Below are 21173 nucleotides of genomic sequence, written 5' to 3'. Positions count from 1 at the left end.
GCTTACAGGATCTCCACCTGCTCTTCGCCTTCGTTGGCATTAGCAATGTGGCCCAACAGCCAAGCTTGCTCGCCTTCGGCATTGAGAATGCTGATCGCTTGTTCTGCCTGGGCTTTTGGCAGGGCAATCACTAGACCAACACCACAGTTGAAGGTACGGTACATCTCGTACGTGTCCACGTTACCGGCTTCTTGCAGCCAGTTGAACACGGCTGGCCACTGCCAGCTGCTACCGTCAACCACTGCCTTAGTGCCTGTTGGCAGTACGCGTGGGATGTTTTCCCAGAAGCCGCCGCCTGTGATGTGGGAAATCGCGTGAACGTCGCAGCTCTCCATCATTTTCAGGGTCGACTTAACATAGATTTTGGTTGGTTCTAGCAGGTGCTCGCAAAGCGGTTTGCCTTCCAGATCAAGGTTCAGATCGGCCTTTGACACTTCAAGGATCTTGCGGATCAGCGAGAAACCATTCGAGTGCGGGCCGCTTGACGCAACAGCGATCAGGGCATCGCCTTCTTCAACCTTGCTGCCGTCAATGATGTCTGCCTTCTCGACCACACCGACACAGAAGCCAGCAACGTCGTAGTCTTCGCCGTGGTACATGCCAGGCATTTCCGCCGTTTCACCACCGATCAGTGCACAGCCAGATTGGATACAGCCTTCGCCGATCCCTGCTACCACGTCTGCTGCTGTGTCTACGTCCAGCTTGCCCGTTGCGTAGTAATCAAGGAAGAACAGCGGCTCGGCCCCTTGTACAATCAAATCGTTTACACACATGGCAACCAGATCGATACCGATAGTGTCGTGCTTGTTCAGATCCATTGCCAGGCGCAGTTTTGTTCCCACACCGTCGGTGCCAGATACCAGTACTGGCTCCTTGTACTTGGTCGGCAGGCTGCACAAAGCGCCGAAACCGCCAATACCGCCCATTACCTCAGGACGGTGGGTGCGTTTTACCACCCCTTTAATACGATCAACTAATGCATTACCTGCATCGATATCAACACCAGCATCTTTGTAGCTAAGAGAAGAGTTATTGCCGCTCACAGGAGTTTCCTCAACGTATTAAAGTAAAAAAGCGGGGGTATGATAACAGCAGTCAGGGCGGAAAGGAAAACGTTTGCGTCAATATTTGTCACTGAGTGTTTCCTGAGCAAACAACCGCTGCACCCCTACCAGAGCGTAAATGGTCTAGTGTATAATAGTGCGATTTTTTGAAATTTATTTGCCAGGAGTCAGAGATGAAAGTCGTTGAGGTTAAACACCCACTAGTAAAACATAAGATTGGTCTTATGCGCGAAGGTGACATCAGCACTAAGCGTTTCCGTGAGCTTGCAACGGAAGTAGGCAGCTTGCTGACGTATGAAGCGACTTCAGACTTCGAAACAGAAAAAGTTACCATTGAAGGCTGGAATGGTCCAGTTGAAATTGATCAGATCAAAGGTAAGAAAGTAACGGTTGTGCCAATCCTGCGTGCTGGTCTTGGTATGATGGACGGCGTACTTGAGCACATGCCAAGCGCCCGTATCAGTGTGGTGGGTATCTACCGTGACGAAGAAACCTTGGAGCCTGTGCCTTACTTCAACAAGCTAGCCTCAAACATCGACGAGCGTATTGCCCTGGTTGTTGACCCGATGCTGGCAACTGGCGGCTCGATGATTGCCACGCTGGATTTGCTGAAAGAGCAAGGCTGTAAGCAGTTCAAGGTACTGGTATTGGTTGCGGCACCTGAGGGTATCGCGGCGCTTGAGAAAGCCCATCCGGATGTCGAGCTATACACCGCGGCTATCGACGAGAAGCTGAACGACAAAGGTTACATCGTACCGGGTCTTGGTGATGCTGGTGACAAGATCTTCGGTACCAAATAATTTCGAAGATACCGTCGAAAGACAAAAAAGCCGGATTGTTATCCGGCTTTTTTATTGGCTCGATATAATCAATAACCGGGTTTAGATACTTGCCCTGAGGCCCGGTTACTTGGCTTATCGATTATTTGTCAGCAGCTTCTTCCATCTGGGCATTATCGACCACGTGGTTCTCACCGAGGTCATCCGGCAAGATCAGGTTCAGCAGAATTGCCACGATACCGCACAGGCTCACACCCTGCAGGCTGAATTCGCCGATACCGAAAGCCATCCCGCCGATACCGAATACCAGGGTTACCGCGACAATCACTAGGTTACGCGCCTTGTGCAGATCGACCTGGTTTTTGATCAGGGTGTTAAGACCGACCGTGGCAATCGAGCCGAACAGCAGGATCATGATACCGCCCATCACCGGAACCGGGATCGTCTGCAGTATCGCGCCCAGCTTTCCGACGAAGGCCAGTACCAGAGCGGTGACGGCAGCCCATGTCATGATCACCGGGTTGAAGGCCTTGGTCAGCATCACCGCACCGGTTACTTCAGAGTAGGTCGTGTTTGGCGGCGCGCCGAACATTGAAGCGGCTATTGTCGCTACCCCGTCACCGGCCATGGTGCGATGCAGGCCCGGTTTCTTCAGGTAGTCCTTACCCGTTACGTTGGAAATCGCCAGCATATCACCGACATGCTCAACCGCTGGGGCAATGGCCACCGGGATCATAAATAGCACGGCGTTGATGTTGAACTCTGGGAAAGTGAAGTTCGGCAGTGCCAACCAAGCTGCCTGTTGGACCGGTGTGAAATCGACAACGCCGAAACCAAGGCTGACCGAGTAGCCAGCCACAATACCTGCCATAATTGGGATCAGCTTGAAAAAGCCCTTGGCAAAAACACTGAAGCCGATGGTGACTAGCAGGGAAATGGCTGAAATCCACAGAGCAGCATCGCCGTTGACCAACTGCACCGCACCGTCGCCGGTTTTACCCAGTGCCATGTTGACAGCTGCTGGGGCCAGACCAAGACCGATCACCATGATCACCGGGCCGACAACGACCGGTGGTAGCAGCTTATGAATAATGGCTACGCCGCGCACCTTGATGATTGCGCCCATACAAACGTAGATCACACCGGCCATCATCAGGCCACCCATGGTCGCAGGGATCCCCCAGGTTTGTACGCCATACATAATAGGGGCAATAAAAGCAAAAGAGGAAGCGAGGAAGATAGGGACGGAGCGTTTGGTGATGACTTGGAAGAGGAGAGTACCGATACCGGCACCGAAGAGGGCAACGTTGGGATCCAGTCCGGTAAGAAGCGGTACCAGAACCAATGCGCCAAATGCAACGAAAAGCATCTGGGCACCCTGTAATATCTGCATCATGGTTGATTTCCACCCTGTCTGTAAAAAAAATCGCGGAATATTAGCACAGAGGCAACCGTTTACCTAAGGCTAATCGGCAAAAATTGCCAAAAAGGGATCCCAGCATAATTTTGTGATGTACATAATGAAAACTGACAGAACATTGACGATGATTATTGTCATATAGCAAAAACTTATAAAAAGTTAGGAACAGAAAAATACAATTGAATGATTTTTTTGTGTGGGAAGCAGTTGCTCCGTAAGATATGTTCAATTTATGATCGGGCATTAACTTTAGTGATAACGAGTACTTTATGTTGCGTATTGCATTACTTTTCTTGGCACTGCTGGCCCTGCCGTTGAAGGCCGCCACGGTGACCAACCTTTATCAGGCGCAGGTTGCCTTGCCTGATACGGATCGCCAATCCGAGCAAGCGGCCAGACGACAGGCTCTGGAGCAGGTACTGATCAAGGTCTCGGGGCAGAGCAACATCGTGGAGAACGAGGTCGTTGCCAAGGCACTAGGGAGCAGTAACCAATACGTCAGCCAGTTCAGCTATGCGAACCTCGATGGCCAACGTACCCTGCAGCTGACTTTTGACCGCAGCCGGATCCGTACATTGTTGACCCAGGCTAATTCGACGTTCTGGAGCGAAAAGCGTCCGAATGTCTTGGTCTGGCTGGTGGAAGATGCCAACCGAAGCCGCAATATTGTCTGGGATCAGGCAAACAACGACTTGGCCAATCGTATTAAGGACGATGCTGAGCGCCGCGGGGTGCCGGTGATGATGCCGATTGGTGATTTCGAAGATGTGACGGCGATCAGCACGCCGGATATCTGGGGCGGTTTTGTTCAGCCTATTGCGACAGCCAGCCAGCGTTACCAGCCGCAGGCAGTACTGATCGTACGTGCCCGTCAGCAAGGTGGCGAGCAGTTAGCCATTAATTGGCAACTGTATACTGGCAACGTGGAGCAACTTGGCCGTAACCAGGTAGCACCGTCTGAAGGCCGCAGCAGCGGTGAAGCAGTGACCTCTGTGGCCCAGATGGTTGACAGCGTGGCGGATATTCTGGGGGCCAAATATGCGGTACCACTGGGCGGTGATACCAGTGGCCAACTGGCGGTGGTGGTTGAGAATATCCACTCCTCGAAAGATTTCTTTACCCTGGAGCGCCTGCTTACCAACCTGACATCGGTGGCGGCTGTCAATGCCTACCGTATTCAGGGCGACCGGGTGGAATTTTCGGTGCAGCTGCTTAGCACGGAAGAAGCGTTCCAGCGTGAGCTGAGCCAGGATCGCCGCTTGTCAGCCGTTGCTGCCCCTCAGGAGGAACAACTTGAGCCGGCGCCGCAGCTTGAAGGAGTGATAGGTACAACGACCGTGCCAGCCCAACCGGCTTCTCTTGAGCAGCTCGGCGACGAGCAGCCGAGTGATGCCGAGCCGGTGGTGATTACGCCGGCCAAGCAGGCGGCAGTCTTTAGCTGGTCAAGTTCAGCACCGGTTTCAACGTCGGTTGCGTTGTAAGGGGCTTTCCCCTTGTTAGTGAGAGAAAAAAACGGTGGCTTGGGCCACCGTTTTTGTTTCTATCGTCACAGGGCGCTACCGGCCCTCATGGCGAGCTTTCTCTTCTTTTTCGACTTGGGATAGTTTCTTCAGCTTAAGCCCAAGTTCTCTGCCGCGATGGCGGGCAAACAGGATATTGGCCATGAAGGCACCGGTCGTCAGGAGCAGCTCGACCAGTGCCAGCCAGCGCTCTCCGCCGTCGACCCACAATATGGTCAGGGCATGGAGAAAGTAAAACATCAGAATGAAGTTGGCCCAGGCATGGGTGTAGGGCCTGCCTGCCAGTATCCCCCTGAGTGGCAGTAGCAGTGGGGCGATCCAGACCACTGCCATGATCATGCTGTTGAGGTGCGGGTGCGGTGAGAGGGCGGCCTGCCAGAGTGCCACCCAGGCCAACAGACCAATATTGGTGGTCATGGCGCTGTAGCGGAGCATACGCGTTTTTTTCTGCATGACGGTCATGGCTCTATCCTTGTAATTTGCAGGCGACTTCAGCCAGGCGTTTGCCACAGGCCTGCGCCAACTCGCATTCTTCGCGGCTTAGCTGACGAGACTGTGGGTGATTGAGGTGGGAGGGGCCATAGGGGGTCCCTCCGGTCACCGTGGTATGCAGGGCGGGCTCCGAGTAGGGCAGGCCGACAATTAGCATGCCGTGGTGTAGTAGTGGCAGCATCATCGATTGCAAGGTCGTCTCCTGGCCTCCGTGCATCGATGACGAGGCGGTAAAGACACAGGCCGGCTTGCCGATCAGGCTACCGCCTAGCCATTCGGCACTGGTCGAGTCGATGAAGTGCTTGAGTGGGGCGGCCATATTGCCAAACCGCACCGGACTGCCGAGTGCCAGCCCGGTACAGTGCTGGAGATCACCCTTGGTCACCAGCGGATCGCCAGAGGCTTCCGGCTGTAGCTGGCCGTCGGTGCCGAGATCGGCAACGGTACGCAAGACGGCCTCACAGCCGGCAACCTGCTCGATCCCGCGGGCAATTTGGCGGGCGAGCTGCCTGGTCGAGCCGTGGCGGCTGTAATAGAGGACTAGGATACAGTGCATCAGCAGCTGGCCGAATTACAGGATGTCCAGTACTTGCTCGGGTGGGCGGCCCATTGCCGCGCGTTCACCGTTGACCACGATAGGGCGCTCGATCAATTTCGGGTTGGCCGCCATGGCATCAATCAGCTGCTGCTCGGTCACATCTGCGCCGCCCAGCTCTAGCTCTTTGTATAACGCTTCTTTGGTTCGCATCATATCGCGGGCCGAGGCGTAGCCCAGCTGGCTCAGCAGGGTTTGGATTTGTTCTGCAGAAGGGGTGTCATCAAGATATTTGACAATTGTCGGGCTGATCCCTTTCTCCTCCAGTAGTGCTAGGGTCTGGCGGCTTTTCGAGCAACGTGGGTTGTGGTAAATGGTGACTGACATGGTGCTTCCTTCTGGCTGGTAACCGGCGCGGTGCCCACGCCGGTTACAAATTGTTTTGATGATGTTGCCCCATTGTAGAACACCTGTCATCAAGAAGGAATGCTATGGCTGCGGTTCTTTGAGAGCGCGCTCAGAGATTGGCAACCCGTTGTCTGGCAAGACGAAGCTGATCAATCCGGGCATCATAGCGGGCCTGGTCGAGTGAGTTGACCTCGACAATCTGACTCGCCTGGATATAGAGCTGGATAGCCTTTTCCCATGCTCCCCGCAGGGCCAGCAGCTCAGCGCGAGCAGCCAGTTCGGCATCCCGGCGGCCATTGGCGGCCTGGGCCTGTGCCAGCAGGTGCCAACCGTTTGGATCATTCGGGTTGTCATAGGTATAGCGGGTGAGGATCGGAATACTCTCATTGCTGCGATCAGCCTCTTGCAACGCATTGGCCAGGTTCAGGCGCAACACCTTGTTGTTAGGGTTGGCTTTCAGTGCCGCTTCAAGACGGGCAATGGCCCGCTCATAGTGCTTTTGGTGCAGATCGAGATCGGTGGCTGAGTCGATGTAGAAACGGTTGTTAGGCTCCTTGGCCAGCAGTGGATCTAGCAGGGCATGGGCTTTTTCGTACTGCTCGGAGTCGATATAGACCAGTGCCTTGCCATAGTTGACGGCGTCCTGCATTACCGCGTTACCTCTGCGAGCCTGACGCTCTAGCCAGTCAAGCGCTGCGTTGTTATCAATCCCGGCATAGCGGGCGACAATGCGCGCCCGAGCGAGCTGGTAGCGCTGCGAGGTCTGGACCTGGCGGGCTGGAAATTGGTTGGCCCGGCTACGGCTGTCGGTGATCCGTGATTCTGGCAGTGGGTGGGTCAGCAGCATAGGTGGAGGCGTGCTGACATAGCGGTATTGGTCGGCGAGGCGGCCGAAGAAGCGCGGCATCGCCTGCACATCGAAACCGGACTTGGATAAGGTGGCAATCCCGATCCGGTCGGCTTCTTTTTCGTTGCTGCGGGTATAGTTGATCTGCCCCTGTGCCGATGCTGCCGTGGTGGCATGAATGGCGGCGATCCCTGCTTCAGGCGAGGCAATGGCTAGCATCATAGAGCCAATCAGGGCTGCCAGAGTTGCCGGGGATTTTCGGGCCTGATCTTCCATGCTTCGGGCGAGGTGGCGCTGGGTGACGTGGGCGATCTCGTGCGCGACAACCGAGGCTAACTCACTTTCGGTGTTGGCATGGAGAAATAAACCGGAGTGGATCGCCACATGGCCGCCGAAGAAAGCGAAGGCGTTGATATCCCGGTTCTGGATCATGAAGAAGTTGAACGGGGTCCGGACATCGTTGGCGTTGGCAACCAGCCGGTGGCCGAGATCTTGGATGTATTCAGACAGCAGAGGATCACTGATCACCGGCATGCTGGCCCGGATCATTCGCATGTAGGCATCGCCATACTCCATTTCCTTTTCGATGCTGAGCGTTGCTGCCGCTGCCGTCCCGATATCGGGCAGGCTGCTGAGATCATTGGCCGGGGCAGCCACGCTGGTACCGAGTAATGCACTGATAAGAAGATAGGCTGGTGCCTTAGCAAATCGAAACATAGTAATAATTTATACCGCCTTCTGTTGCGTGTTCCTGCATTCGCACTACTGCGAGGCTAAACCTTTCCTGAATAACGCTGTTTTTCACCAAGGTCTGACAGCGAAACCTTTGACAGGTTTCTTTTTTGTCGTTTGAATGTCCTTTACAATAACCCGATGGATGATAATTGTCAGTATACCGGAATGGAACGTGCATTGCTTAATTTGACGACAGAGCGCTGCCCGATGGCTCTCTTGATGGCCAAAAGGGCGGTACATGCGCTTGATGTTGGCGATACGCTTGAAATTCATGTCACTGACACAGGGGCAAGGCAGGATATCCCCCGCTACCTCTCGAACCATGGCTTTTTTATTGATGTACGGTTGGACAACCAACAGGTGCTTGAAATTATTGTGACTAAAAGGCAGTAAACATTTTATGCTGGATATGCTGACTCGCTGGTATCAGCGACGATTTTCCGATCCCCATGCCGTGAGCTTGGTAGCTATTCTCTTGGGTGGCTTCCTGACGATTTATTTCTTCGGTAACCTGATAGCCCCTTTGCTGGTGGCGATTGTCCTCGCATACCTGCTGGAGTGGCCGGTGATGCAACTGACCCGGCTGGGGCTGCCAAGAACCCTGTCCGTGATGGGGGTGCTGCTGATCTTTGCCGGTTTGATGGTCATGGCGATATTTGGCCTGGTACCGACGATTTGGCATCAGGTCGGCAACTTGATTGCCGATGTACCCAATATGTTCAATGGGTTGCAGAACTACGTCTCTAGCCTGCCGGAGCGCTATCCCGATTTTGTCCAGCCGCACCAGGTCTCCACCTTCATGATCACCCTGCGCGAGAAGGTGCTGGGGATGGGGGAGAGCGTGGTCAAAGGCTCACTGGCGTCACTGGTCAGCTTGGCGACGTTGGCCGTTTACCTGATCTTGGTGCCATTGCTGGTTTTCTTCCTGCTCAAAGACAAGGAAGAGATGCTTGAGATGCTCAGTGGCCTGCTGCCGAAGAACCGTCGCCTGACCAGCAAGGTAGGGGCGGAAATGAACCAGCAGATCTCCAACTATATCCGCGGCAAGGTCACGGAAATCTTTATTGTCGGTATTGTCAGCTATATCACTTTTGCCGTGATGGATCTGCGTTATGCGGTCTTGCTCGGGGTGTTGGTCGGTTTCTCGGTCTTGATCCCGTATATTGGCGCGGCGGCCGTTACGCTGCCAGTGGCGATGGTGGGGTTGTTCCAGTGGGGGATCAGCCCGGAGTTCTGGTGGCTGCTGGTCGCCTACGGCATTATCCAGGCCCTTGACGGCAATGTCCTGGTACCAATTCTGTTCTCGGAGGCGGTCAACCTCCACCCGGTGGCCATCATTGTCGCGGTACTGGTATTTGGTGGTATGTGGGGATTTTGGGGGGTGTTCTTTGCTATCCCGCTAGCGACCTTGGTGAAGGCGGTATGGAATGCCCTGCCTGCGACAGAGCCCCCGCCTGAAGAGCAAGTGGAAGAGTAGCAGGCTCTATTACGTTTGATACAGGAAAGGCCGCATTTGCGGCCTTTTTGCTATCTCTGGCCAGTTGAGCTTGTTCGCTGAAGCAGTGGCTCAGTGGCTAGCAGTGTTCTTTGAGGTAGGCCAGCACCACCTCGTGATGGTCTTTGGTCTTGAATTTATTGAACACATGCTCGATCACGCCGTTTTCATCGATCAGGAAGCTGATGCGGTGCAGGCCATCATATTCCTTACCCATAAACTTCTTCAGTCCCCAGACGCCAAACTGATCGGCAACCGCGTGATCTTCGTCAGACAGTAGGGTGAAGTTGAGGTTGTCGCGTTCGATAAATTTCGGCAGGCGCTTGACCGCGTCGATGCTGATACCCAGTACTTCGACATTGAACTGGTCGAGCTCGGCTTTGCTGTCACGCAGGCCACAGGCCTGAACGGTGCAGCCTGGTGTCATAGCCTTCGGGTAAAAGTACGCAAGGACCTTCTTGCCTTTGAAATCAGCCAGGCTGACTGGCTCGTCATGTTGGTTTGGTAGCTTGAAGGCTGGCGCAGGCGTACCGGCGGTCAAAGTCTTCATAGTGGATTCCTTATTGATTATGGCCGACAAAAGTCACGTTGCCGTTGACGGTTAAGTCTTGGCACAGTGCTTCAAATTCTTCTTGTAAGGTCATTAGGTTACAGCCTTCGGGCAAGTTTGTCCCTATTTGCAGCTGGAATCTATTGGGTGAGCCGTTTTGCTCACTTTCCACGGTATGGGCGCTCAACGAGGCAATGTCTATCGCTCTTGAGGCGAAGAAGCGGGTAAATTGTTCTATCAGGCCGGGGCTGTCATTGGCCTCGATGTGAAAGTCGGCAGTATAGGGGTAATGGCGGCATTCGTGTTTGCTGGTGCGCTTCATCACCGTCAGCAAGTCATGTTCACTGGCCTTGAGCGGCAAGGTCGACTCAACCCGGGTGATGGCATTGGCCGAGCCGGAAAGCAGCATGATAAGGGTAAATTCTTTTCCAAACAGGGCTAGTCGGCTGTCAACAATGTTGCAGTCGCATAGGGTTATGAGCCGGGTCACTTCATCCGATATACCCGGGCGGTCGGTGCCAACCGCCGTAACGACAAGATAATGTTCCATATTTTTACACCACATTTTGAATACCTTCTGCATGTTAGCACAGACCGGTTGGCTGCAAAGGAATATCTCTGGCGATAACTGGGTGAATGGTTGCATAAAAGGTGGTTTTTTTTTCACCTCTGGTTGGGAGCGAAAAAGTAGATGTAAAAGTGAGCTGTTAGCAAAGAGTTAGCCTTCACTGATTTACATACTTCTGTCTTGAGTTTACTGTAACTGAAAAGTAGTATGGTTTGACTTGGCCGCTTGATTATTCGCTCAACCAGCATAAATTCATGACGAGGCCAGGGATATATTTTTTCAGGGGAGATGGACATGTTTTCAGGAAGCATGGTAGCGCTAATAACACCGCTCGATGAAGCCGGTGAAGTCGATTACGCCAGTTTGGCGTCACTTGTTGAATACCACATTGCCGCCGGCACCGACGCGATTGTCTCGGTGGGAACGACCGGCGAGTCAGCCACATTGACCGTGGAAGAGCACGTGAAGGTGGTATTGAAGACCTTGGAATATGCACAGGGCCGAATTCCGGTCATTGCAGGCACCGGGGCAAACGCGACTCATGAAGCCATCACCTTTAGTAAACTCTTTACTGGTACCGGTGTTGCCGGCTGCTTGACCGTAACGCCTTACTACAACAAGCCGACTCAGGAAGGCCTGTACCAGCACTTCAAAGCGATTGCCGAAGCCACAGATCTACCGCAAATCCTTTACAATGTACCGGGACGTACCGCCGTTGATTTGCTGCCCGAGACGGTGGCTCGACTGGCGAAAATTGATAACATCGTCGGGATCAAGGATGCGACTGCGGATCTTTCCCGCGTACAGAAAACCCGGGAACTTTGTGGCGATGATTTTATCCAATTAAGCGGTGATGATGCCACGGGGTTGGATTTTATTGCCGAAGGTGGCCACGGTGTGATCTCCGTTACCGCCAATGTTGCGGCAGCGGACATGGCGCAAATGTTCAAGCTGGCGCTGTCCGGCCAAATGGATGCGGCAATTGATATTAATCAGCGCCTGATGCCGCTTCATAAGCAATTGTTTGTTGAATCCAACCCTATCCCGGTAAAATGGGCGGCACATCAGCTTGGCCTGATCTCGCATGGCACTCTTCGCCTGCCGTTGACTGAGCTGAGCGAATCTGCCCAACCAGTAGTAGCTGAAGCACTCAAGGATGCTAACGTACTGCTGTAATTTGCTAGAGCGTAGGAGCGCAGAAGCGTAATGAATTATAAGTATAAGCTGGTGGCGGCTGCTGTTGCAGTAGTTACACTGGCCGGTTGTTCTGGCGGTGCTGAACGCCGCCGTCAGGCTAACCAGGATTTTAACTACCTCAATACCCAACCGTTGGAGAGCTGGACACTGCCTAGCGATGCCCAGTCTGCGCAGGTCAACGACTATGCGATCCCTGCCGGAGACTATCAGGGCGAGATTGGTCCTGGGGTTGATATCCGCCCGCCACAGCAGGTACTGGCCTTGATCCCGGGGGCGCGAGCTCTGCGAGATGCTGAGGGCATCACCTTGGTGATGGTCAAACAGCAAGATCTCGACGATGTCTGGGCGGTAACCCAGACGCTGATTGCCGAGCAGAATATCGGGCTGAGAAGCCAGACTGCCAATGCTATCGAAACCGACTGGATCAGCTGGAACAACGAAGATGAAGATACCGAGCTCGGTAGCCGCTACCGGATTGAAAAATCGGTGGATGGCAGCCGTTACCGCTACCGGATCAAGTTGGTGGACTGGCGTGAAGGCGGTGCGGAGCAACCGGTGAGCGTTGAAAACAAAGAGCGCTACAGTATTCTGATGACCAACCTGGTGACGTCTCGCTACGACGAGCAAGAGCGCGAGCAAGCCCGTTTGCGTGCCCAGCAGCTGGTCAAGCAGATCCCGATTTCGATGGGGCAGGACCGCAGCGGCCTACCGGTAATCATTGCCCGCGCACCGTATAACGTGTTCTGGGAGCGGTTGCCTGAGGTCTTGGGCCAACTCGGCTTTACCATTGAAGGTCGTAACCGCTCGCAAGGCGTGGTCGAGGTACAGTTTAAGTCGCCGGATGATGCTTTCTGGGCTGAACTGGGGACCCAGCCGATCGATCTGGAAAACCGTGCTTATAATCTACAGCTAGGTGATCTGGGTAACCGTACGTCTATTAATATTACTGATACCGACGGCAAGCCAGTGACTGAACAAGCGCTCAACAGCCTAGCGCCTGTGATGGCCGCAGCCATCGATCGAGCCAACCAAGGCTAGGCGATAAAATAGATGGCAATAAAAAACGCAGCTGATCGCTCAGCTGCGTTTTTTTATGTTCTTGATAAGCGACCGTTTTGCCAAGCGCCCTTAGAGAAGACGCTTGGCTGGCAAAATTGGCTTATTTCACTTCTTCGCCTTTGGCCTGCATATCGGCATGGTAAGAAGAGCGAACGAACGGGCCGCATGCTGCGTGGGTAAAGCCAAGCTCAAGGGCAATTTCCTTCAGCTCGTCGAACTCAGCAGGCGGTACGTAGCGCTCAACCGGCAGGTGGTGGCGGCTTGGGGCCAGGTACTGGCCCAGTGTCAGCATCGTCACACCGTGGGCGCGTAGATCTTTGAGTACCTCAATGATCTCTTCTTTGGTTTCGCCCAGCCCCATCATCAGGCCAGACTTTGTCGGTACCTCAGGGTGCATCTCTTTGAATTTCTTCAGTAGATCAAGCGACCACTGGTAGTTGGCACCCGGACGCGCCTTGCGGTATAGGCGAGGGGCAGTTTCCAGGTTGTGGTTGAAGACATCTGGCGGGTTGTCGCGCAGGATATCCAACGCACGGTCCATACGGCCGCGGAAATCGGGAACCAGGGTTTCGATCTTGATCTCTGGGTTCAGGGCACGGATTTCACGGGTACAATCGGCGAAATGCTGGGCACCACCATCACGCAGATCATCACGGTCTACCGAGGTCACCACCACATAGCGGAGCTTCATGTCGGCAATCGTCTTGGCCAGCTGCTGCGGCTCTTCGGCGTTTGGCGGCAGCGGACGGCCGTGGGCAACGTCACAGAATGGGCAGCGGCGGGTACAGATGGCACCCAGGATCATAAAGGTGGCCGTACCGTGGTTGAAGCACTCGGCCAGGTTAGGGCACGACGCTTCTTCACAAACCGAATGCAGCTTGTTTTTGCGCATTGCTGACTTGATGTCCTGGATACGCTGGCTGTCTGAAGGCAGTTTGATCTTCATCCATTCAGGCTTACGCAGGACTTCTTTCGGCGCTTCCTCAACCTCTACACTGCGGGTAGGAATGAGGGCCATTTTGTCGGCATCACGGTATTTGACACCTTTTTCAATTTTGATTGGTTTACTCATGAATTGCTTTCCGTTTTCCACTCAATGCTCTGGTAATCGAGCAGGTTGACCAGCTCTTCTACAAGTACAGGCTGAATTTCCGCTAGTTCAGAAGGCCCATTCAACAACGCGGTTTGCGTCATTTCCATCCCGGCATAGCCACATGGGTTAATGCGCAGGAAAGGAGCCAGATCCATATTGATATTGAGTGCCAGACCGTGAAAAGAGCAACCGCGTCTGATCCGTAATCCAAGTGAACATATCTTCTGACCGGAGACATAGACACCTGGCGCATCAGGGCGGGCATTGGACTCAATCCCGAAATGGGAAAGGGTCTTGATGATCGTGTTTTCGATATGCGTGACAAGATCGCGCACACCCATCTTTTTTCGACGTAGGTCGATAAGGATATAGGCAACCAGTTGACCAGGTCCGTGATAGGTAACCTGACCACCGCGGTCGCTTTGCACCACGGGGATATCCCCGGTGTTGAGCAGGTGCTCGGCTTTTCCTGCCTGGCCTTGGGTAAACACAGGATTGTGCTCAACCAGCCAGACTTCGTCCGTGGTTTCCGGGCTGCGTGCGTCGGTGAATTGATGCATAGCCTGCCAGATGGGTTGGTAATCTTGGCGGCCTAGGTTGCGAATTATAATTTTATCTTGCAATGTCACACCCATTTAGTCGTTTGTCGAAGCCTGAAAAACTGACACCCCGCATGGGTGTTCAATACCGAAGGGTACCATATACCCAAGTGACTTCAAATTGCTGGGTGTAGAGCAGAACCAAGCGGTTTGAAGTGACCGGGTAGAAAACTTGGCGGCCGAATTTACCGCCGCCAATTTATAGGGGGATGGGGGCAGTGCTTACAACACAACGCGGACGATGTCGATTTCGCCCAGCTCTTTGTACAGGGTCTCTACCTGTTCGATCGATGTTGCGGTGATAGAAACAGATACGGCACTGTAGGTCCCTTTGCCACTAGGCTTAACGTTTGGGGTGTAGTCGCCCGGTGCGTGACGCTGGATTACCTCAACAACCAGATCCGCGAGTTCAGGTTTGTTGTAACCCATCACCTTGTAAGTGAACTTACAAGGGAACTCTAGAAGATCTTTTAGTTTTGGCTGCTCTTGCTGCTGCATGCTGAACTCCGAGTAGTTGCATTCATTTTGCGATGTTAGCCGTGCATATTAATGGGTATACGGCCTTTTCACAAGCGATCCGGTGCCTTTGCCGTCGGCTGGAAAAGGAAGAGGCAACCCAAGGTTGCCTCTTTTCTTTATTTATCGGTGAGTTACCCTGCAGGGTATTAGCTCAACCAGCCTTTGAACAGCAGCATGATGTAATCAATCAGGCGGCTGAACATGCTGCCTTCTTTGATGTCGTCCAATGCCAGCAGCGGGTATTCGGCGATATCTTCCTCGCCGACACGGTAGTACAGCTTACCGACGACATCACCTTTCTGGATTGGGGCTTTCAGCTCTTTCTCCAGCACAAAGCTGGCAGTCAGATCTTTGGTCAGGCCGCGAGGCAGGGTTACAAAGGTATCTTCACTGACACCAAGGGATACCTCATCTTTGTCACCCATCCACACTTTCTCGGTGACAAAGGTTTCGTTCGCCTTGTGAGGAGACACCGTTTCGAAGAAACGGAAACCGTAGTTCAGCAGCTTCTTGCTCTCTGCCTTACGGGCGTTCGGGTTGCTGGTACCCATCACGACGGCAATCAGGCGCATCTGGCCTTCGGTTGCCGTACTCACTAGGCTATAGCCGGCATTGTTAGTGTGGCCGGTTTTCAGGCCGTCAACGTTTAGGCTCTTGTCCCACAGCAGGCTGTTGCGGTTGTACTGGGTGATACCGTTATAGGTGAACGATTTCTCTTTGTAGATTGCGAACTCATCAGGGACATCGCGGATCAGGCCCTGTGCCAGGAGTGCCATATCATATGGCGTGGTGTAGAGGTCGGGGTTATCGAGACCGTGGACATTGGCAAAGTGGGTCGAGTCCATCCCCAGGGTTCTGGCCCAGGCGTTCATCAGGTCAACAAAAGAGTCTTCAGAGCCGGCAACATGCTCCGCCATTGCCACACAGGCGTCGTTACCCGACTGGATGATGATACCACGGTTGAGATCGGAGACTTTTACCTCGCTGCCGACCTCGATGAACATCTTCGAAGAGCCCGGGAAGTTTTTGGCCCAGGCATTCTTGCTGATCACGACCGTATCATCCATGGAGATATTGCCGCGGTTAACTTCCTGGCCGATAACGTAGCTGGTCATCATCTTGGTCAAGCTTGCAGGCGGGATTTGGTCGTATTCTTTCTTGCCTGCCAGGATCTTGCCTGAATGATAGTCCATCAAGACGTAACCCTTGGCAGCAATCTGAGGGGCTTCAGGTACTACAGCAGGGGCAGCCGCTGCTGTTGCTGAAGCCAGCAAGGTTGCTGAAATAGCAACAGAGCGAAAAAGTGCAGCAGATTTTTTCATGTTGGTTGTAACTTAATTTGTCGAATGTAAAAAACTTCACACACTATATCAGATTGACAATATGAGGCCAGCTTTGGGCTCGGATATGTTGTGTGGCAAGGCGACTCAAAGCAAATTTTGACATTACTTTAAATCAAAAAAATACCAGAGCAGGCGATTGCTCTGGTATTGGTGTTAGAACGCCGATTAGGATTTTGGTTCCAGCTCGCGCTTGGATGTAATGATGAAGGCTTGCGGGTAGCGGCCAGCTTTGGCTTTGTCCCGGTGGGCAATGGCTTCATCGCGGTCGATATACGGCCCAAGGCGCAGGCGGTAGATCTCGGCCGAGTCTGCTTTCTTCAAGTCGATCGCGGTGCCGAACTCTTTCTCCAGCTGCTGGGCGATCTGCTCGGCCTTGCCGGCGTCGGTGACGGCTGCCAGCTGGACGAAGTAGAAGTTGGGGTTGGCACTTTGCCACTCGTTCGGGTTATCGGGCTTGGCCACCTGGATCAGCTCGATTTTGACCGGTGCCGTACCGTGCTTGATGACATCCAGCCGCGCGGCCGCCGCCATGCTGAGGTCGATGATCCGGCCGTCGTGGAAGGGACCACGATCGTTGACCCGCACCACGGCAGTTTTGCCATTGTTGGTATTGGTGACCTTGACATAGCTCGGTAGCGGCAGCGTTTTGTGGGCCGCGGTCATCGAGTACATGTCGTAGATCTCGCCATTGGAGGTCTTGTGGCCGTGGAATTTCTGGCCATACCATGAGGCGTCACCTTGTTCGACAAATGGCTGATCAGCCTGCTCAATCTGGTAGTGCTTGCCGCGCAGGGTGTAGTCCTTGTTGCCCGCAAGGCTCAAAGGCTCATAGCGTGGCTGGGCATCTTCAATATGATCCAGAGTCGGGGATGACTTCGGCGCGACATCGTCGGCCAGATCGTAGCGCTCGTTGCTCGGTGTCGAGCTACATCCCGCAAGGATAAGAACAAGGAATAAGGGAGATATGCGCATTTAGGTCGCCTTGGACAACATTTTTCTATGGGTATGAATCGACATCAGGATCCCGAAACCGGCCATCAGGGTGACCATCGAGGTGCCCCCGTAGCTGACCAGCGGCAGCGGGACCCCCACAACAGGCAGCAACCCACTGACCATGCCGATGTTAACGAAAATATAAACAAAAAAGCTCAGTACGATACTGCCTGCCATCATCCGGCCAAAAGCGGTTTGGGCGCGGCTGGCCAGCAGCAGCCCCCGGCCGATAATGAATAGGTAGATAGCCAGCAGGCAAAGGACGCCAATCAGGCCCCACTCCTCGGCAATCACCGCGAAGATGAAGTCGGTGTGGCGTTCGGGCAGGAACTCTAGTTGCGACTGGGTGCCTTGCAGCCAGCCTTTGCCGGACAGGCCACCAGAGCCGATGGCAATTTTCGACTGGATAATGTGGTAACCAGCACCAAGCGGATCGGATTCGGGGTTGAACAGGGTCATTACCCGGGTTCGCTGGTAATCCCGCATCAGGAATAGCCATAGTACCGGGATGAATGCGCCCACCAGTACCGCCGCCGCGCCGATGATCCTCCAGCTCATGCCTGAGAGGAACAGTACGAACACCCCGGAAGCCGCGATCAGGATAGAGGTCCCGAGGTCGGGCTGCTTGGCAATCAAGATGGTCGGGACAAAGATCATCACCAGGGCGATGACAATGTTTTTCAGGCTGGGCGGTAGCGGGTTGTTACCGATAAAGCGGGCGACCATCAACGGTACAGCCAGCTTGATCAGCTCCGAGGGCTGGAAGCGAACAAAGCCCAAATTCAGCCAGCGCTGGGCGCCTTTTGACGCCTCGCCGAAAAACAAAACGCCGAGTAGCAGTATCAGCCCGATCCCAAACAGGTAGGGAGCCCAGGTCTCATAGTGGCGCGGGGAGATCTGGGCCAGGATGAACATGATCCCCAGCGACAGCACCATGCGAACCGCCTGGCGCTCCATCATGGCGATTTCCTGGCCGCTGGCACTGTACATCACCATCAGGGCAAAGCCCATCAAGGTCAGGATCCCCATCAATAACGGGAAGTCCAGGTGCAAGCGGTCACTTAGGGTGCGTTTATTGCCTGTGGCGGCCATGATACTCATTGCGATACCTCGGCTATTTTCTTGTCGACGATCTCTACCAGCGGATCGGGCTTTTCGGGCTTGAGCAGCATGTGATCGAATATCCTTCGAGCAACTGGACCACCGTTGGAGGAGCCGCCCCCGGCGTTTTCCAGTACCATGGAGACCACAATTTCCGGCTTTTCAAATGGCGCGAAGGCGGTAAACAGGGCGTGGTCGCGCAAGTGCTCTTCCAGCTCTTCGGCGTTGTACTCCTGATCTTCGGCCAGGCCGAAGACCTGGGCTGAGCCGGACTTGCCGCCGGCTTTGTATTCGGTGCCATAGAACGGACGGCGGGCGGTACCGCGCGGGCCGTAAAGTACCTGGTACATCCCCTGCTTGGCGACCTCCCAGTATTTAGGGTCGACATTGTCGATTGGCGGGAAGTCATCGTACACCGCGGGCCGTTCAACATCGTCATCGATGATGTCCTTGAGCAGGTGTGGCGCCTGAACCCGGCCCTGGTTGACCAGTACCGTGGTGGCTTTGGCGATCTGCAGCGGGGTTGCCGTCCAGTAGCCCTGCCCGATCCCGACGGGGATGGTATCCCCCTGGTACCAAGGCTGGCGGAAGCGGGCTTGTTTCCACTCGCGGGTTGGCATGTTGGCTTTGCTCTCTTCATGGATGTCGATGCCGGTGTACTCACCGAAGCCGAAACGGCTCATCCAGTCAGAGAGGCGATCGATGCCCATGTCGTAGGCGATCTGGTAGAAGAAGGTATCGACCGACTCTTCAATCGCCTTGTAGATATTGACCTTGCCGTGGCCCCAGCGCAGCCAGTCGCGGAATGGGCGGCTGTTGGAGTTCGGGATACGCCAGTAGCCCGGATCATTGCGGGTGGTGCGGGTGGTGATCACCCCTTCGCTCAGCGCGGCGACTGCAATCATCGGCTTTATCGTCGAGGCTGGTGGGTAAATACCCAGTGTGACCCGGTTAACCAGTGGGCGGTTCTTGTCGTTGAGCAGTTCGCGGTATTTGGCACCGGAAATACCGTGGACGAACAGGTTCGGATCGTAGCTAGGGCTTGAGACCATCGCCAGTACAGACGAGTCACGCGGATCCATGACGATGACCGAGCCACGCCTGCGTTTGATTAGCTCCTCGCCGGTATCCGGGTCGAGCTTGCGCTCGGTCAGGAGTTCCTGGACATAGAGCTGGAGCTCAATGTCGATGTTCAGTTTGATGTCGTTGCCCGGGATCGGCGGGACATATTTCAGGGTACGGATGATCCGCCCGCGGCTGTTGACCTCGACTTCCTGGTAGCCCGAGGTGCCGTGCAGCATATCTTCGTAGTAACGCTCAACCCCCAGCTTGCCGATATCTCGGGTCGCCTTGTAGTTATTGATCTTCTCTTCGCGTTCAAGGCGCTGGATGTCGCGGTCGTTGATTTTGGCCACATAGCCCAGCACATGGGTCAGGGCTTCGCCGTACGGGTAGTGGCGCTTGAGGTAGGCTTTGACTTCGACGCCTGGGAAGCGGTGCTGGTTGACGGAAAACAGGGCCACCTGCTCTTCGGTCATCTGGTTGAGGATCGGTACCGACTTGAAACGGCGGGTACGACGGCGCTCGCGCTCGAAGCGCTCGATCTGCTCGTCGGTGACGCCCATCAAGTCCTTGAGGCGATCGAAGGTATCTTGCCTGTCCGGTACTTTTTCCGAGGTGATCTCGAGCGAGTATACCGGGCGGTTCTCCGCCAGGAGAATGCCGTTACGGTCGTAGATCAGGCCGCGGTTCGGGGCGACAGGGACTATCTTGATCCGGTTATCGTTCGATCGTGTTTGGTAGTCTTCGTGCTCCTTGATCTGGATGTGATACAGGTTAGTGAGCAGAATACCGACCAGCACGACGATGCCGATAAATGAGACAAGAGCCCGGCGAAAGAATAACGCCGACTCAGCCCGGTGGTCGCGGATCTGCGTTCGCTTTTGTCTCATTGCCCATTATTCCCTATGGTACGGATGGTTGGCTGTGATGCTCCACGCACGGTACAGGCTTTCGGCCATGACAATACGCACCAGTGGATGGGGTAGGGTCAGTGGGGACAGCGACCAGCTCTGGTCGGCAGCCGCCTTGCAGGCAGGAGCCAAGCCTTCCGGGCCGCCGATCAGGATAGAGACATCCCGGCCGTCGAGCTTCCAGCTTTCCAGTTGTTCGGCCAATTGCTCGGTATCCCAGCGCTTGCCTGGGATATCCAAGGTGACAATACGGTTGCCTTTTGGCACGGCAGCCAGCATTGCCTCGCCTTCCTTTTGCAGAATACGGGCGATATCGGCATTCTTACCGCGCTTGCCTGCCTGGATTTCAACCAGCTCAAGCGGCATATCTTTCGGGAAGCGGCGGCTGTATTCTTTGTAGCCTTCCTCGACCCATTTCGGCATCTTGGTGCCGACAGCAATCAGTTGAAGCTTCATTGTCGGTTAGCCCCAGAGCTTCTCCAGTTGGTACAGGTTACGCGCATCTTCCTGCATGATGTGCAGCATCACGCTACCCATATCAACGATTACCCACTCACCGTCTTCTTCGCCGCTGATCCCAAATGGCGGGTAGTCAATTAGCTTCGATTCCTTGTTAACGTGATCGGCAATCGAGGCGACATGGCGGTTTGACGTACCGGTGCACAGTACCATGAAATCAGTGATGCTTGATTTACCGCGAACATCAAGGGTAACGATGTCCTGTGCTTTGATGTCATCTACTTTATCAACAATAAAATCGTGTAGTTCTTGAACCTGCAAAAGGGGGTCCTCTTTTGTGTGTTTGGTGTCATTACTGTAGACCCAGATAGTGCTGGGTCCCAATGTAGCGGCGCAGTATACCATGCTCAAGCTCGTTCAATAC

Annotated in this window: 23 protein-coding genes; 6 read left to right on the top strand and 17 right to left on the bottom strand. The window is 54.3% G+C overall.

Translation table 11 applies throughout. The features are described 5' to 3' along the window. Nucleotides 1-2: 2 nt before the first annotated feature. Entirely contained in the window at nucleotides 3-1043 is a 1041-nt protein-coding gene (purM, locus tag C9J03_RS23735; protein ID WP_039461418.1) for a phosphoribosylformylglycinamidine cyclo-ligase, read from the bottom strand. 194 nt (nucleotides 1044-1237) lie between these two features. Here purM and upp point away from each other — a divergent pair, with 194 nt between their 5' ends. Next, nucleotides 1238-1864, top strand: a complete 627-nt coding sequence (gene upp, locus C9J03_RS23730) for a uracil phosphoribosyltransferase (RefSeq protein WP_044622620.1) — start codon at nucleotides 1238-1240, stop codon at nucleotides 1862-1864. Between the two features lie 121 nt (nucleotides 1865-1985). Here upp and C9J03_RS23725 read toward each other — a convergent pair whose 3' ends face one another. Beyond that, nucleotides 1986-3239, bottom strand: coding sequence for a uracil-xanthine permease family protein (locus C9J03_RS23725; RefSeq protein ID WP_044622621.1), 1254 nt, complete (start codon nucleotides 3237-3239; stop codon nucleotides 1986-1988). A gap of 293 nt (nucleotides 3240-3532) precedes the next feature. Here C9J03_RS23725 and C9J03_RS23720 point away from each other — a divergent pair, with 293 nt between their 5' ends. Further along, entirely contained in the window at nucleotides 3533-4744 is a 1212-nt protein-coding gene (locus C9J03_RS23720) for a DUF2066 domain-containing protein (RefSeq protein WP_052829717.1), read from the top strand. Nucleotides 4745-4819: 75 nt separating this feature from the next. On the opposite strand, the gene C9J03_RS23715 is transcribed toward C9J03_RS23720, so the two are convergent. The 4 genes from C9J03_RS23715 to bepA form a co-directional block, all read right to left on the bottom strand. Continuing rightward, on the bottom strand, nucleotides 4820-5245 hold the full coding sequence (locus tag C9J03_RS23715) for a DUF2069 domain-containing protein (protein WP_044622622.1): 426 nt from the start codon (nucleotides 5243-5245) through the stop codon (nucleotides 4820-4822). Nucleotides 5246-5249: 4 nt separating this feature from the next. Beyond that, nucleotides 5250-5831 carry an NAD(P)H:quinone oxidoreductase gene (gene wrbA, locus C9J03_RS23710; protein ID WP_044622623.1) on the bottom strand — a complete coding sequence of 194 codons (582 nt, stop codon included), beginning with the start codon at nucleotides 5829-5831 and terminating at the stop codon, nucleotides 5250-5252. Between the two features lie 15 nt (nucleotides 5832-5846). After that, a complete protein-coding gene (gene arsC, locus C9J03_RS23705) occupies nucleotides 5847-6197 on the bottom strand; it encodes an arsenate reductase (glutaredoxin) (protein ID WP_044624385.1) in 351 nt (116 codons plus the stop codon). A 130-nt stretch (nucleotides 6198-6327) separates the two neighbouring features. Beyond that, on the bottom strand, nucleotides 6328-7782 hold the full coding sequence (gene bepA / locus C9J03_RS23700) for a beta-barrel assembly-enhancing protease (protein ID WP_044622624.1): 1455 nt from the start codon (nucleotides 7780-7782) through the stop codon (nucleotides 6328-6330). A gap of 183 nt (nucleotides 7783-7965) precedes the next feature. Here bepA and C9J03_RS23695 point away from each other — a divergent pair, with 183 nt between their 5' ends. After that, nucleotides 7966-8193, top strand: a complete 228-nt coding sequence (locus tag C9J03_RS23695) for a sulfurtransferase TusA family protein (protein WP_039461426.1) — start codon at nucleotides 7966-7968, stop codon at nucleotides 8191-8193. A gap of 7 nt (nucleotides 8194-8200) precedes the next feature. Beyond that, nucleotides 8201-9277, top strand: coding sequence for an AI-2E family transporter (locus tag C9J03_RS23690; RefSeq protein ID WP_039461428.1), 1077 nt, complete (start codon nucleotides 8201-8203; stop codon nucleotides 9275-9277). Between the two features lie 97 nt (nucleotides 9278-9374). On the opposite strand, the gene bcp is transcribed toward C9J03_RS23690, so the two are convergent. Both bcp and C9J03_RS23680 read right to left on the bottom strand, forming a co-directional pair. Beyond that, on the bottom strand, nucleotides 9375-9845 hold the full coding sequence (gene bcp, locus C9J03_RS23685) for a thioredoxin-dependent thiol peroxidase (RefSeq protein WP_044622625.1): 471 nt from the start codon (nucleotides 9843-9845) through the stop codon (nucleotides 9375-9377). 10 nt (nucleotides 9846-9855) lie between these two features. Then, nucleotides 9856-10395 (bottom strand): glycine cleavage system transcriptional repressor, encoded by a 540-nt coding sequence (locus C9J03_RS23680; protein WP_044624386.1) that lies wholly within the window; start codon nucleotides 10393-10395, stop codon nucleotides 9856-9858. Between the two features lie 312 nt (nucleotides 10396-10707). On the opposite strand from C9J03_RS23680, the gene dapA reads away from it, so the two are divergent. Then, nucleotides 10708-11589, top strand: a complete 882-nt coding sequence (gene dapA, locus C9J03_RS23675; protein WP_044622626.1) for a 4-hydroxy-tetrahydrodipicolinate synthase — start codon at nucleotides 10708-10710, stop codon at nucleotides 11587-11589. A 30-nt stretch (nucleotides 11590-11619) separates the two neighbouring features. Then, nucleotides 11620-12648 carry an outer membrane protein assembly factor BamC gene (bamC, locus tag C9J03_RS23670; protein WP_044622627.1) on the top strand — a complete coding sequence of 343 codons (1029 nt, stop codon included), beginning with the start codon at nucleotides 11620-11622 and terminating at the stop codon, nucleotides 12646-12648. A 121-nt stretch (nucleotides 12649-12769) separates the two neighbouring features. Here bamC and lipA read toward each other — a convergent pair whose 3' ends face one another. The 9 genes from lipA to rsfS all read right to left on the bottom strand — a co-directional run bounded on the left by lipA (nucleotide 12770) and on the right by rsfS (nucleotide 21070). Continuing rightward, on the bottom strand, nucleotides 12770-13741 hold the full coding sequence (gene lipA, locus C9J03_RS23665) for a lipoyl synthase (RefSeq protein ID WP_039461438.1): 972 nt from the start codon (nucleotides 13739-13741) through the stop codon (nucleotides 12770-12772). Next, nucleotides 13738-14385 (bottom strand): lipoyl(octanoyl) transferase LipB, encoded by a 648-nt coding sequence (gene lipB / locus C9J03_RS23660; RefSeq protein WP_039461481.1) that lies wholly within the window; start codon nucleotides 14383-14385, stop codon nucleotides 13738-13740. The genes lipA and lipB overlap by 4 nt, the downstream gene beginning before the upstream one ends. A gap of 198 nt (nucleotides 14386-14583) precedes the next feature. Continuing rightward, a complete protein-coding gene (gene ybeD / locus C9J03_RS23655; protein WP_039461441.1) occupies nucleotides 14584-14859 on the bottom strand; it encodes a DUF493 family protein YbeD in 276 nt (91 codons plus the stop codon). A gap of 167 nt (nucleotides 14860-15026) precedes the next feature. After that, a complete protein-coding gene (locus C9J03_RS23650) occupies nucleotides 15027-16202 on the bottom strand; it encodes a serine hydrolase (RefSeq protein WP_039461442.1) in 1176 nt (391 codons plus the stop codon). 186 nt (nucleotides 16203-16388) lie between these two features. Beyond that, nucleotides 16389-17195, bottom strand: a complete 807-nt coding sequence (locus C9J03_RS23645) for a septal ring lytic transglycosylase RlpA family protein (protein WP_044622628.1) — start codon at nucleotides 17193-17195, stop codon at nucleotides 16389-16391. Next, nucleotides 17196-18317, bottom strand: a complete 1122-nt coding sequence (gene mrdB / locus C9J03_RS23640) for a peptidoglycan glycosyltransferase MrdB (RefSeq protein WP_044622629.1) — start codon at nucleotides 18315-18317, stop codon at nucleotides 17196-17198. Further along, complete coding sequence (gene mrdA / locus C9J03_RS23635) at nucleotides 18314-20269, bottom strand: penicillin-binding protein 2 (RefSeq protein ID WP_044622630.1); 1956 nt, start codon at nucleotides 20267-20269, stop codon at nucleotides 18314-18316. The genes mrdB and mrdA overlap by 4 nt, the downstream gene beginning before the upstream one ends. Nucleotides 20270-20275: 6 nt before the next feature. Further along, nucleotides 20276-20746: a 23S rRNA (pseudouridine(1915)-N(3))-methyltransferase RlmH gene (gene rlmH, locus C9J03_RS23630; protein WP_044622631.1), complete on the bottom strand. Its 471-nt coding sequence runs from the start codon at nucleotides 20744-20746 to the stop codon at nucleotides 20276-20278. A gap of 6 nt (nucleotides 20747-20752) precedes the next feature. Then, nucleotides 20753-21070, bottom strand: coding sequence for a ribosome silencing factor (rsfS, locus tag C9J03_RS23625; protein WP_039461484.1), 318 nt, complete (start codon nucleotides 21068-21070; stop codon nucleotides 20753-20755). Nucleotides 21071-21173 lie beyond the last annotated feature (103 nt).

This window comes from Photobacterium gaetbulicola (assembly GCF_003025515.1).
Lineage (GTDB): Bacteria > Pseudomonadota > Gammaproteobacteria > Enterobacterales > Vibrionaceae > Photobacterium > Photobacterium gaetbulicola.
This window is presented reverse-complemented; position numbering and strand designations above follow the sequence as displayed.